This window comes from Flavobacterium sp. UBA2787 (genome assembly GCA_002352205.1).
In the GTDB taxonomy this organism is placed as follows: Bacteria; Bacteroidota; Bacteroidia; order Flavobacteriales; family Flavobacteriaceae; genus Flavobacterium.
In genome coordinates this window covers 226,280-240,440 of the sequence record DEHZ01000004.1, presented here as the reverse complement: position 1 = coordinate 240,440, position 14,161 = coordinate 226,280, and the positions used below count along the sequence as shown (strand labels likewise).

General features: G+C 33.1%; 7 protein-coding genes. 4 read left to right on the top strand and 3 right to left on the bottom strand.

Going from position 1 to position 14,161, the window contains the following annotated elements; genetic code table 11:
• Position 1: 1 nt before the first annotated feature.
• A complete protein-coding gene (locus B4N66_RS03910; protein WP_291092490.1) occupies positions 2–1,396 on the bottom strand; it encodes a RagB/SusD family nutrient uptake outer membrane protein in 1,395 nt (464 codons plus the stop codon).
• Positions 1,397–1,411: 15 nt separating this feature from the next.
• Positions 1,412–4,414, bottom strand: coding sequence for a SusC/RagA family TonB-linked outer membrane protein (locus tag B4N66_RS03905; RefSeq protein WP_291092488.1), 3,003 nt, complete (start codon positions 4,412–4,414; stop codon positions 1,412–1,414).
• Positions 4,415–5,402: 988 nt separating this feature from the next.
• Between B4N66_RS03905 and B4N66_RS03900 the strand changes: the two genes are divergently transcribed.
• From B4N66_RS03900 to B4N66_RS03885, 4 genes are all read left to right on the top strand, one after another.
• Positions 5,403–5,645 (top strand): helix-turn-helix domain-containing protein, encoded by a 243-nt coding sequence (locus B4N66_RS03900; protein WP_291092486.1) that lies wholly within the window; start codon positions 5,403–5,405, stop codon positions 5,643–5,645.
• Between the two features lie 409 nt (positions 5,646–6,054).
• Complete coding sequence (locus B4N66_RS03895; protein WP_291092485.1) at positions 6,055–7,824, top strand: hypothetical protein; 1,770 nt, start codon at positions 6,055–6,057, stop codon at positions 7,822–7,824.
• Positions 7,825–8,097: 273 nt separating this feature from the next.
• Positions 8,098–11,046, top strand: a complete 2,949-nt coding sequence (locus tag B4N66_RS03890; RefSeq protein ID WP_291092484.1) for an HsdM family class I SAM-dependent methyltransferase — start codon at positions 8,098–8,100, stop codon at positions 11,044–11,046.
• Positions 11,046–11,732 (top strand): hypothetical protein, encoded by a 687-nt coding sequence (locus B4N66_RS03885; protein ID WP_291092483.1) that lies wholly within the window; start codon positions 11,046–11,048, stop codon positions 11,730–11,732. The genes B4N66_RS03890 and B4N66_RS03885 overlap by 1 nt, the downstream gene beginning before the upstream one ends.
• Positions 11,733–12,305: 573 nt before the next feature.
• Here B4N66_RS03885 and B4N66_RS03880 read toward each other — a convergent pair.
• Positions 12,306–14,156, bottom strand: coding sequence for a KTSC domain-containing protein (locus B4N66_RS03880; protein WP_291092482.1), 1,851 nt, complete (start codon positions 14,154–14,156; stop codon positions 12,306–12,308).
• Positions 14,157–14,161: the final 5 nt, after the last annotated feature.

Here is a 14,161-nt window from a genome sequence, read left to right as displayed (position 1 = left end):
TTTAATAGCCGGGATTTTGAGGTGTTAAAAATGGATTTGCGTTCATTTCTGCGAGTGGTAAAGGCCATAGGGCATCTGTATTGTTCCACCCTGGTTTGGTTGCCAGCACTTGATCTAATAGATTCCATCGTTTGAGATCGAAAAATCGATGCCCTAATTCCGTAAAAAACTCTACTTGACGTTCTTGCTTAATAGCCTCGATCAATTCACTTTGGGAAACAGCGGTGGTATTGGGTAATCCTGCACGACTACGGATTATATTTATATCTTCTATAGCTCCAATTATTTCTCCTTGCCTTGCTCGTGCTTCTGCCCGGATTAAAATTTGTTCTTCTAATCTGAAAATAATTGAATTTTCTTGGCTCGTTGCGGTTATGTTGTTTTGCTTGTATTTAAAAGGATGGTACCATACGTTGTTTCCATTTGTTACTGATTTTATCCAATGAACTTTTCTTAAATCGTTTACTTCAAATTGGCTAATTAATTCTTCGGATAACGATACCCGAATTGGAGGACCTGTCATGAATATGAAAGTTGAACCTTCGTGTGTGTTTGGTCCATTTGACCCCGGAGATAATTGCCAAATAGTTGATGTGCTATTTCTTAGGAAAACTTGGTCAAGGTTGTTTACTACACTGTAGAGCGAGGTTTCGTTTATAACCGCCGAAGCCGTATTCGCTGCTTCCGGATAGTCGCCATTATATAGATAGACTCTTGCCAACAGAGCTTTTATTGTTGAGCGGTTGGGACGATTTCTACCTGCTTGAGTGTATTCTGCATTGACTAAATTGGATGCCGTTTCTAAATCGTTTATGATATTTTGGTAGATCAATTCTTTTGCTGTTCTGGTTGCTACACTGTTTTGTCTGTATTCTGTTGAGGTTATATAAGGAACGTCACCATACAGGTTTATTAAATAAAAATGTACTAATGAACGAATGAACAATGCTTCGCCTCGTAATTGATTTTTGGTGTTTTCGGGTATTGTATTGGAATTGTCTAATCCCTCTAGCACTGCGTTTGCTGCATATATTTGGGTATAGGATCTATTCCAAATATTACTGATATAGGTCATTGATGGCGATAATGAATTTGTGTAAAACGGTTCACTTGTATAAATACCATTTTCATAAGAAATGAGTTCATCTGAATAGGTGCCTAGCAGGTTTGAAAGACCGTTTATTCTGCCCGTTAGTACTCCGTGTTCTCTCAATTGGGCATACATATCGGTAACAGCTGCTGTAGCTGTTGTTGCATTTTCGAAGACTGCTTGTGTGGTTAATTGCGAATTGGGTTGATCGACATCCACAAATTCGTCACAACTTTGAAAACTTACGATTATTACTATTATGCTTACTAGTAATAAACATTTTTTAATTATTGATTGATTTTTCATTTTTTTGAAATTTTATTAAAATGTTAGTTGAAGTCCAATTGAATAAATGCGAAGGGGAGGTAATGTTCCGCCAAGGGTAAATTCAGGATCTGCTCCTTTGTATGACGTAATCGTAAACAGGTTTTGACCTTGTAGCGATAATCGACACCCTAAATCCTTGAGGATTTTTTTCGGTATGTCGTAGGTTATTGCTATATTTTTGAGCCTTATAAATGAAGCATCACTAACTGCTCCGTTACTTAAACTGAAGAACTCACTGCGTTGGGATGCTACTTGATTTGTGTTTGTGGCATACAATTGATACGGAGCATTGTCACCCGCTTGTGCCCAACTGTTTAGGTATTCGACCGGTTTATTGGCGAAGTGTCCGGCGGCACGTTGTGTATTTGCAAAATTGAAATTTTCTTGTTTTACGAATTGTACTAAAAAATCAAGTTGAAGTCCTTTGTATGTAAAAACATTGTGTAAACCCCCATAGAAATCAGGATTAAAATCTCGCACTGTTTCGCGGTCGTATTCAAAAGAAATGATACCATCACCATTTACATCTTCAAACTGGTAAAGCCCTGTTTGTGGATCGACCCCAGTGAAATTGAAAAGTTTTCGTATGGTTGTTGGTTGACCTACTACATATTGTGTTCGATAACTTGAATTTTCTAATCCGGGAAATGATACTAATTTGTTTCCCGCTTTGGTAATGTTAACGTTCGTTGTCCAAGAAAAGTTTGCGGTTTTTATTGGTATTAACCGCAATGTAGTTTCCCAACCAAAATTTTCTACTTCGGCATTTAGATTTTCCTGAATTGAAGCAAACCCAGTTGTTCCGGGAAGCGGTAAACCCACTAGCTGATTGGATGAGCGGTTTTTGTAATGGGATGTAGTAATGAAAATGCGATCGTTGAGAAAACCTAATTCAAGTGACGCTTCCCATTTTTTATTTGTTTCCCAACTAAAGTTAGGGTTGTATAAACGGGCCGGTTGGAGACCGATTGCTCCGGCATATTGGAAACTTGAATTTGAATAGGTGTTTAAAAATTGATAGTCACCAATTTGGTCGCTACCCGTTGTGCCATAACTAGTGCGTAGTTTTCCGAAGCTCAGAAAAGGAATATTATTTTGAATAAACGATTCGTTGCTGAACAACCAGGCTGCTCCTGCTGCTCCAAATGTTGAAAATTGATTTCCCGGACCAAAGCGACTTGAGCCATCTCTTCTTCCAGTTATATTGAGTATATATCGGTTATCGAAATCGTAATTGAGACGACCAAAAAATGCTTGGTATTTGTATTCTATTATATCATTGTTATATACTACTGTTTGTGCCGCTGCTGCTTGATTGTAGAGTAGGCTATTGCTTGAAAACACCGCAGACAAAGTTGCTAATTTTTCACTTGTTTGATTTTGGTATGTGGCACCTAGCAGTACATTGAACGATGACTTTCCTGTTTTTTTAATCCAATTTAATTGTGGTTCTACTATCCAAGAGCTTCTTGTGAAATCGTTCCAATAAATAGAGGATTGTTGACTTGTGAGGTTAAATGCCGGATTGTACATTGTTGACGGCAATGAACGGCTGTCGTTGTTTTTTAGGTCTGTGAATCCAAAATTTGATTTGATTGTGAGGTTGTTTGTTAGTTTAAAAGCCAGTATCGCATTTGTGATGAGGTCTGTTGTGTGGATTAAACTTTTACTTTCTGAATTTGCAAGTGGGTTTTCCCAAGTATTGTTTTCCCAATTCAAGTTACCTTGGTCGTCGTATAGAGCGGGAGCATTGGGGGCCAGCTGTCGGGCTAGTGTTACATAGTCTATCCAAGGGAGATTGTTGTCTTGTGCCATGTAGCTAGCAGAGAAGTTGAATTGAAATCGATTGTCTTTTGAGTTGTGATTAAAATTAACTCTTGCTCCGCCTTTCTTGTAGAGAAAGTCACCGGGGAACACACTACTTTCTGTGCGGTAATTTCCGCTGAACAAGTAACTTGATTGTTCTGTTCCACCACTAACTGATGCTTGCAAGAAGGTTGTTTCTGCCGTTCCGCCAATGAGTACTTTTTGCCAATCGGTGTATCGGTTTTGGTCCCACGTTCCGTTTACGTCGAATGCATTTGCCGGATAGGTAGTAATGCCATCGTTGGCAAACGCATCGCGACGCATTTTTAAGTATTGCTCTGTATTCATCATTTCCATCATTTTGGTTACTGAACCGTAGGAATGGTTTGTATCGATAGTAACTGTAGTTTTGCCTGATTTACCTTTTTTTGTGCTAATTAACACTACGCCATTTGCCCCTCGTGAGCCATAGATGGCTGTGGCATCGGCATCTTTGAGGACTTCGATACTTTCGATATCATTAGGGTTTATACTTGCCAGAGGATTGCCATCCCCAGGAATGGATGATGATGTTTGGCGGTCGCTAATGGGATCTGACGAGTAGGGAACTCCATCAATAATATATAGGGGTGTATTGGCTCCGGTGCGTAGACTATTTACCCCACGAACTATTATTTGAAAGCCACCTCCTGCGATACCGCTTTCCTGCACAATGTTTACGCCAGCCATACGCCCTTGCATTGTTCCTATAATATTTGTGATTGGTTGGGTTTCGATGTCTTTGGCGGTGATGCGGGAAATACTGCCCGTGCGTTCTTTATCTTTGACGGAGTAGTAGCCGGCATTGAGGATTACTTCTTTAAGTTGGGTGGTGTCTTCTTGAAGTTGGATGTTTAGGACTGTTTGGTTACTGATAATGATTTCTTGGGTTTTGTAGCCCATGTATGAAAACACTAGCACATCTGTAGGGGTGGCTGCAATGGAAAAGTAGCCGTTTTCATCGGTGAGGGTTCCGGAGGTTTTGCCTTTGATGAGGACGGTTACACCGGGGAGAGTTCCTTGTGTATCGGAGACTGTGCCGGTGATGGGTTGTTGGGTTTGTGCTGTTGATGCGAGGGTGCATAAAGTGAATGCAAGGATGCAGAGGTACTTTATGGGGTTGGTTTTTTGGTTTATTGAAATTTTATTCATAAAATTGGTTAGTTAAATGAGACTTACGTTTTGTTTGATTTGGTCCTCTATCTGGTTTGGCGACGGGTTAGGGGACTTTTTTTTTCTGAGTTGCTAAGTGGCTGAGTTGCTGAGAAGCTGAGTTTTACTTCTAAGGCACTTCGTTTTTTAATTTGCCACTAAGCGGTGAAGGCACAAAGTTTTTGATGCTTGGTAACGCTTCGCTTTTTTTTTGGTTGCCACGAATGCACGAATTTTTTACGCTTCGCTTTTGGGTTTTGCCACGAATTACACGAATTGCACGAATTTTTAAAAAAGCTACGCTTTTTGGGGTTTTGCCACGGATCCGCCACGGCGGACAAGTTGGGCGGATTTGAGCGGATTGTGGCGGCTTTTATTTCATAGGCGATGGATTTAAAGGTTTGACAATGTTTAAAAGGTTTAAGGTTGTTTAATGTTGTTTAAGGGTTTAATGTTGTTTAAGAGTTTAAAGGTTTAATGTTGTTTAAGAGTTTAAGGGTTTAAAAGTTTAAAAGGGTTTGGGTTTTGGGTTAGGGGAACTATGCCGCTCGTGCATGTGTGGCGGCAAGGTTGAGCGACATAGATCTAACTAACTAAAAAAAAAATACTGATAAGACCGTGACGCGAGACGTTCAGGATAAAAAAAGCAGTGCGAAGAATTAAGAGAGTGCCTGTGGGGAATAAAAAAAGCGTGGAACTCAACTTACTGCCTTAGAGGTACTGGTATACCGTTGCAACAATAAGAGAGCCCACGCCAGTATTGACGTGAGCATCATACTTATCATCTCGTTGCAAAATTACCAGTTTTCTAAGGCGAGATTCTAAGCGAATGCTTCAATGTTTTTTGAAGAATCGCAAATATATTCAAAAAAATGAAATCATATTTTATGTGATATCTATTAATTGAACACTGCGAATATAATAAATATTTTAATTTGTTATAAGTTCTTATAACATTTTTTATCAAAATATTTCCGCATTTTGTAGTATGAGTAAAGAAAAAGATAAAAGATTAGCTCAATTTGGCTCTCATGTACGTGGGATTAGAAAAGAACTGGGTCTTAGTCAAGATAAAGTTGCTATCAATAGTAATCTGACTAAAAGTAATCTTAGTGAAATTGAAAGAGGCAATCGTAATTTAGCATTTACAACATTACTTGAATTAGCAAAAGGGCTTGGAGTTCATCCAAAAAAATTACTTGATTACGAAGAAAAAAAAGAAAAAGAGTAAAGATGCTTAGGCATCTTTTTTTATTGGATTGCTTTTGAGAAATTGTTGTAGAACTTCGGAGTAGGACGCTGTTTTAGTATGAATAAATATATTAAGTATAGGTCTTATCTGATAATTCGTTAGAAAATATTTTTAATTAGTAATATTACTAAAAACAAAAAGCATAAACACAACTAAAAAAAGATAATTGTAAAACACTATTAAGCATACAAACTAGTTTATTTTATGGGTGTATAGACTAATTGGCAAAATATAAAAAAGGCTCGATCATGAACCGAGCCTTTATTTCTTAGGGGAAGGAAAAAACTTAATCTTTTAAAGGATTAGAGGAAATTTCCGTGCCCCTTTCTATATTTTGAAATAATTATTATTGATATTTGTAATACAAAAGTATAACAATTTTATTTAAATGCAAAATATTACCTTTAAATATCCTGTAAACATCATAGAACGTCTTTTCATTGAAAAAGGAAGTGAGTTATTATACAAGGATAGTATTGACACCTATAGATTAAAGCTTCATAATCCTAAAACTTTAATTGAAGAACTAATTTCTGTTTGCTTCTCTGCTAAAAATGGCGTTCTTACAAACAATGACTATGCAAACGCAACTTCAGGTGAATTAATTAAATTATTAAACGAAAATAATGATGGTTTAAATTTCTCAAAGGTAAATCGAAACCATTATTTAACCATATTAAAAGAAACCAAAAAAGAAAATTATGATCGAATAATACAATCGAGCAAAATTATTTTAAAAGATAATACTAATTATGTAGAGGTTTTATTTGATAATATAAAGGGAATAATTGATACTTATGATATTGCAGAACCAGACGAAGCTACTTCAAACAATATTAAAAAAAACTTAATAGTTCTTCAAAATTACAAATTTATAGAACTTATAAATAAAGGATTTAACAAGCAATACCTATATTATTTTTTTCAAGTTATATTCATATATAACAAAAATATTAATTTAACATTTTCTGAGAGATATGAAATTTTTAAAAGTTTAAACGATCGTTCTAAAGAAAAATTTCAAATTATTTACACCATATTAGGCAAGTCTTTTCAATTTAAAGAGTTTAATAAAATAGATGAATCTTACATTCAAATTGGGAAAAGAGAAAGGAGTATACTTAAAAACAAAGCTTCAGAAAAAGTAAACAGTTATCTTGAGGAAAACAAATTAAGCACACTTATTTCCATGGAAGTAGAAGCATTTGACTATTACAAAGCTATTGAAATATCTAGAGATAAGATCTCGAAAGATATTGACATATATCATTTAGGCTTTAATAGCCATCAATTCGAAATTGGAAAGCAAGCTGTAGTTATTGGAGAAAACGATCCTTCAAAATCAGAAACATTTCCAGGAAATTATCAAATTGATGGATATATAAGAAGTAGTACTTTTATTTTTGAAACTCTACTGACAAAAGTAAAAAAGATAAAACAAAATAATATTAACGAAGATAGTTACGACAAGCTAATATCAGCAATAAGATATTTAAGAACAGGTACAGAATCTCCAGAACTTGAAACTAAGCTATTAAATTATTGGATTGGACTTGAATATATTTTCACTTCATTTAATAGTGATGAAAAAACAATTGACAGAATACGGAAATATTTTCCAGTATGTCATAGTCTAATTTATGTAAAAAGAAACTTATATGATTTTCATAAAGCCATTGAACGATTAAACGTGCAAGGTTCAATTCCTGATTATAATGACAATTTACATTATTTAAATCAGCATAATTCATATAATTTAATAATAGCCAATACAGATAATCAGCTTCTCAAGTTCAGAGCTAAATATTTTCAAAAGTGGGTTGAAAACCCCAGTAATATTGATTTAGCTTTAAAAAGTCATATCGATAATTTAAAATGGAACTTAACTCGTATTTACAGAATACGTAATGAAATAGTCCACAATGCTGCTATTAAAAATGGAATTTATGTCAATATTTCTCATATGAAATATTATCTAACATTTATTTTAAATTCAATTTTAGACTTCATGGCAGAAAATAATATTGACACAAATAATGATGGAAATATAACAATAGAAGATTATTTTATTGCCCAAGACATTATGCTAGGATCAGTTAAAAAAAGTACTTTGATAAACTATATAAATATTGAAAATCCAAATCAAATTTTACATTAGAATTTCTGTTTAAAAATAGCTAAAGGATAATGAAGCCGAATTGAGCGAAAAAGCTCTATACCATAGTTATAAAGGCTAAGGCATCTTTTTAATTTAATTTATAATATTAAAATCAATTTACATTAACTATCTTGACTCATCATCGAAAAAAAGATTGGTTTTTAAAATGGATTTTGTGAATAAATTAGGGTAAAAACATTTGAAAATACAGCCGTAAACTTTCTATATTTTGATGAAAATGTTGCATTTTTGTATTTTAATAGCAAAAAAATAATGAATATACAATCAAAAGAATTTATTAGCGGACTTTCTCAATTAGAGATGGTAAATACTGATGGTAATTCTTTTGGCTTAATCCATGTTTCAGACCTTGAAGATCCTTCGGTAAATTACTACCAAAGGTTGTCTCTTGAAAAAGCAAAAAAAGTTGGAGCTGACGCGGTTTATTTTAGAAATTTTCCTGATTTAAACAGACCATCAAAACCACAACTTTATATTTTTGATTTTACTTCACACGAGGAAGATATCGTAGAAATTCATAAAAATGTTTGGAGCAGTACCGAAGTTAGATTATACCTTGTAATCACTAAAACTGAAATAAAATTTTTTAATTCTTCAAAACCTGTAGAACAAAAAAAGAGCGGTGATTTACATATTTCCCCTTTTGAAACTTTAAGTATTGCTGGTGATGCAATAAAAAAGTATAAAGAATATTCCGCAAAGAAATTTGACAATGGTTCGTTTTGGGAAGAAACTAAATATGATTTTGGTTATGGAGAGACTGCTTATGAAAAACTTATTTCTCAACTTAAGATAACAAGAAATCAATTTCTTGATGTAATAAAATTAGACAAGGAAATTGCTAGTAAACTTTTAGTTTTAGGTATTTTAGTAAAATATCTTGAAGAAAGAGTTGATATTGATGAAAATGGAAATGAAACCAGAGTATTCACCACTGATTTTTTTAATCAAGAAAAGTTTGGGTTTTCAACTGATTTTACTGCAACAATTCGAAAAGGCAACGAATTCACTATTAACCTATTTGATTACCTTAGTAATCATTTCAATGGTAAAATATTTTATTTATCAGATGATTTTAAAGAACAACTAAAGGACAAAGATTTAACTCCATTAGCTAATTTTTTATCTGGTGAATTAGATAAAAATCAATTTGTTTTTTGGAGGTTATATTCTTTTAATTATTTACCAATTGAGTTAATCAGTAGCATATATGAAATGTTTCTTGAAGCTGATAATAGTACTGGAGTTGCTTATACTCCTTCCTATTTAGTTAGCTTTATGATTGATGAATGCATGCCAATTAATCAACCAAAAGAAGATTTTAGGATACTTGACCCTGCTTGTGGTTCTGGAATTTTTTTAGTTTCTGCCTACAAACGAATTATCGATTGGTGGAGAGTTACTAATTATAAAAAAACAGGAAAATGGATTGTACCTGGTAAAGAAAATTTAGAAGAGCTTAAGAAATTATTAAAAGAAAGTATCTATGGTGTTGATATTGCCAATGAAGCTGTTGATTTAGCTATTTTTAGTTTGAGTTTAACCTTATGTGATATTTTATCACCAAAAGTTATTTGGGAGAACCTTCGGTTTGATAATTTAAGTGATAATGTAGTTAATTCTGATTTTTTTGATTGGTATTTGGTAAATAAGTCTAGTAAATTTGATTTAGTTATAGGAAATCCACCTTTTATAGAATATGGAACTAAAAATTACAAAATTATTAATTTTATTTCAGATTTAAATTTAAAGGTACCAATACCAAAATTTCAAAGTTCGCTTCTTTTTACAGTGGTTAGCATGAGTTTAGTTGAAAAGGAAAGTGGTATTCTTTCTTTTGTTTTGCCCTCTGGACCACTTCTATATAATAATTCCCAAAAACCAATAAATTTTAGAAAGTGGTTATTTAGTGAATATAATATCCCACAAATAATAGATTTTACTTATTTAAGTAATATTCTATTTAAGAATAAAGGGAATGAGAAAAATGTTGCTGTTTCAGCCTTTTTCCTAGAAAACAAAGTTCCTGATACAAATCCAATTTATCATATTACAGTTAAAAAGTTGAAAACTGCTAAAGAGCGACAGTACTTTGAAATTGACCACTATGACTTTCATAAAGTTAGTAAAGTAGATGCTTTAGACAATCCTTTTGTTTGGAAATCAAATCTACTTGGAGGAGGACGCTTGGTACATTTAATAAATAAATTGAAAAACTTTCCTTCTTTAGGCGAATATTTAGATGAAAAAGAAAAAAAATCAGGATGGTTAGTTGGTGTCGGATTTTTTATTGGTAACAAGAAAAATAAAGATATTGATAAAATAATTTTTCAGAAACCCACCATTCCAACTGAAAAGTTTACCGAGAATGGGATAAACAGCGACGATATTGTTGATTCTTTTGAAGAGGAGTATATTGAAGCTATAAGAAAAGAAACAATATTTAAACCACCTCTACTATTGATAAAAAGAAGTATTGGAAATAAGACAATTCCAATTTATTTTTCGGATACTTATCTTACCTATAGGAATGAAGTTATTGGTATACATAGTTCTAAAGAAGATAAACAATTACTTCTTAATTTAAAGGAAAGAATCCATAATAATCAGCTATATAGGTTTTATTTAATAACTACAAGTGCAAGAGCTGGAGTAACAAAATCTACTTTTCCTGTATATAAACAAGATATTATGAATCTTCCTTTTCCGGTAGATGAAAACGAGATTGAGTTAACTAAATTTGAAGAAATTTTAATTAAGGACACTTTAGATTACGGTTTAGAGTTTTTAGGAAAAGACAACAATATAAAAGTTTTAAAGAACGCTACTGAAAACGAATTGAATGGATTTGGTAAAACATTTATTGAGGTTTTAAATTCCTTGTTTGAAACTGAACCGAAAAAATACTTTCAAAAAAGCATCTATCAAACAGAATCTTTTATTTGTTATGTTTTTGAGTACGGAGTAGAAAGTAATATTATTACCAACACTTTGAAAACTGAATTAGAGATTGAAACCCATATTGCTGAACTAGTTTATAATAAGATAGGGACAAGTTACAGAATAAATCGTGTTGTAAAAATCTATGATGGGGATTTAATCTATTTAATTAAACCCAAAAAGTTGAGATACTGGTTGCAATCAATTGCTTTAAGAGATGCTGATGAAACTATTGTTGATCTTTATAAAGCTGGATACTAATGCTAAAAGACAACTATAATCATGTATCTAACGTTCCCAATCCTTCGATTAAAAAAGGAACAATCAAGGAAAAATTAATTATTTTTCTAGAAGAAACTTTATATAAATTTCAAGAGCATTTTAAAGGTAAAATAAACGAATCTGAAGAAAATCTAAACGAGCAACTTGGTAAAACATTAAGTCATTTTGCCAAAAGTCAGGCTTTTATCTTTCAAGCTGAGACTAAACAAAAACAAGCGAAAGGAATTGATAGGCGAGTAGACATAGGTGTTTTTAAGCATTTTTCAGACCCAACTCCATTTTTTACTATTGAGTCTAAACGATTAACAACTGCAATGATCAAAAGCAGAGAAAAAGAATATGTTTTAGGTAATGATCCAACTAAGTTTTCAGGAGGTATCGAGAGGTTTAAGCAAAATGTTCATGGAGTAAATTTAGACCATAGTGCTTTAATTGGTTATGTGCAAAACGAAGACGGAAAGTACTGGTACAATACTATCAATAACTGGATTCAAGAGCTTATTGATGGTAAAATCAATTCACCATTAAACTGGATTTCAAATGATTTACTAAATAATATCTGTGGCTTTACAGATTTGAGACTAGTTAAATGTATTTCAGATGGTAATAAAATAAACCAGACTAAAATTAGTCTGAACCACTATTTTATTAATTTGTGTGAATAAGCATACTTGTCAATTTTGGATAATTTCTTGTCAATTCGGGATTAAAGACTTTTAGCACTACTTCAGTTTTTGATACTGTTCTATTTTTGATGAAAGTTTACTACATGAAGGTTTTTTTTTCTAACTTTTAATTAAGTATTCGTCAGATTCAATTATCATCCTTATTTTTATTTATATATTTGATATATAACCAATTAAATCTTAAAATCATGGCACTTAAACCAGGACCAAAAAGAATAGCTGACTCCACAGGAAAACCAGACAGACGACAACGAGATAATAAAGACACACCAGGCAATACACCTTCATTAAAGCCGCCTGTGCCGAAGAAGAAATGATAAATAAAAAGATGCTGAGAGGCATCTTTTTTTATGATTAAAACTGATTTTTAGTTCTTTTCGTTTTTGCATAGTTAAATTTTGGAATTGCATAGTGGAATGATTTATAGATTTCTATTTTGAGCGAAATTTTAAGATTCAAAATATGGAATGGTGGGAGGTTATTCTTGGTATCTTTATCTATTATGCGAAGAGTATAAATTATTTTATATTTTTATTTCTGAATACGTTCATTTTATATTTTTTGATATTCAAATATATCCTTTATTTCATTCATAAAATAGCTGCCTTTAGCAGGGGAATTTATAAACTCTTTATATATTTTTTCCGGTACGTCGAAATACTGATAAACCGCTCCGTGGTGAAATTCTACTTCTAAAATTTGGGCTTCTTTGTCATAACCCACAGAGGCAATGTTGGAAGAGGCTACTGAAATTCGTTTAATTTTTGTTTCTATTTCTTCTGAAATTTCAAGCAGCAGTTTTTTACCTAACTCGGTAGTATAATATTGTTGATTTTTGCTAGTTGGTTTATCCGGTATGGTGAGGTTTAACCAGCCAATTTCAATAAGCGGTTTTACATAGTTCTCAAAATTCCGGCTATTATTGTACAATTCCAAGTTTTCCAAAATGGCTAAGCGACTTTGGGGTTGTTTGCAATGCCTCAACACGATTAGATAAATGGATTCTATTTGATTTAACAACTTAGTTTCAACTTGGTCTCTTTTCAGACTTTTTTGCGACCTAAGATGTTTGTCAATTTGATTTAATGAACTGAATATAAATACTTTATCATTGTTCTTTCTTAGGTCATCTTGAGAGCCTAAGACGGATTCGGTTAGTGGATGAACTGGAAGAATGCACAAGAAATAGGCATTTTCTGCATCAGTTTCAAGAATAGGTGGTGGCGAACCGTTTTCTTCTAAACTACTATGAATAATGGGCAATCCTGTTCCTCTTCCTTCTGTAAGTTTCAACTCTTTTAAAAAACCACCAATTTTACGATTTCTATAATCTCGTGCTACAACTCTATGTTTTTGCAGCATTGCTTGATTGATAGGGGGCATAGGACCCGGGAAACTCAGTATTTCGATTTTATCTTTATGTATTTGAATCTCTACCGGATTTTCTCGTTCATAGCTTTTGTGGTACACTGCATTGACTACAGCTTCTTCAATAGCTTGAAAAGGATAATTGAAAAAGCGAATCGACTCTGCTTGATTGGGCGATTTTACAACCAACTCTTCTATGATATTGGTTTTGAAATACTGCAACACATCCCTAATTTGCTGTATGATAGAACCAGTGAATGTTTTTTCGGTATAGTCTTTTCCAATTTTATTATTGTGGATGATCAACTCAATTTTTGCCCCTGAAAAGAATTTGTCCGGGTTTTCATTAAACAAGAGCAATCCGGCATTTGTAGGTCGAACTAATTCATCGGAACCTTTGACTATCATTAAATGTCTGCATAATTCCGAGAATGGAATTTTAGTACTCTCTTCGTACAGCGAACTTCGCACTTCACTTAAATGATTTTGAATCAATCGCAAGCTCAAATCATTTAATGAAGCTGTTTGATTGATTCGATCATCAAAAGGAATGCGAGCTGTAAGTTCAATGAGTCTTCTTTCATCCTCTGAACTGTCTTTGACTTTTACTGTTTTTGAACCACGTTTAATGTACATTGCTCTTTCCGGTCTTTTTTCACTTAAACTAACGGGGGCTTTATAGGGCCTGTTATCGCCGGCAGGAGCAAAAACAACCAGAATAGGTTTTTCATTTATGAAATAGGGTTGAAAAACAGGAATATAAGCAGGACTTAACTTATGACCTAATTCAATTAATTTTTTTTGGATAGCATCTATATCTTGGATTTGTAAACCTATAGGTGGTAATTTGGCTTTCCCGTTTTCTTCTTCAACGCCAATAATGATGTAGCCTCCATCCCAATTGTTAATATCATTGGCATATGCACATAAAGAATGAACGATGTCTTCGGGATTCCATCCTTTTTTTAACTCAATACGATCCCATTCGATTGTATTGCCATGTAGTAATTCATCTATGTTGATGGGTAATGCCATATTTA

Excerpts from the sequence above, each read along its gene's own strand:
- B4N66_RS03910 (WP_291092490.1), bottom strand. The coding sequence starts at position 1,396 with ATGAAAAATCAATCAATAATTAAAAAATGTTTATTACTAGTAAGCATA.
- B4N66_RS03905 (WP_291092488.1), bottom strand. The coding sequence starts at position 4,414 with ATGAATAAAATTTCAATAAACCAAAAAACCAACCCCATAAAGTACCTC.
- B4N66_RS03900 (WP_291092486.1), top strand. The coding sequence starts at position 5,403 with ATGAGTAAAGAAAAAGATAAAAGATTAGCTCAATTTGGCTCTCATGTA.
- B4N66_RS03895 (WP_291092485.1), top strand. The coding sequence starts at position 6,055 with ATGCAAAATATTACCTTTAAATATCCTGTAAACATCATAGAACGTCTT.
- B4N66_RS03890 (WP_291092484.1), top strand. The coding sequence starts at position 8,098 with ATGAATATACAATCAAAAGAATTTATTAGCGGACTTTCTCAATTAGAG.
- B4N66_RS03885 (WP_291092483.1), top strand. The coding sequence starts at position 11,046 with ATGCTAAAAGACAACTATAATCATGTATCTAACGTTCCCAATCCTTCG.
- B4N66_RS03880 (WP_291092482.1), bottom strand. The coding sequence starts at position 14,156 with ATGGCATTACCCATCAACATAGATGAATTACTACATGGCAATACAATC.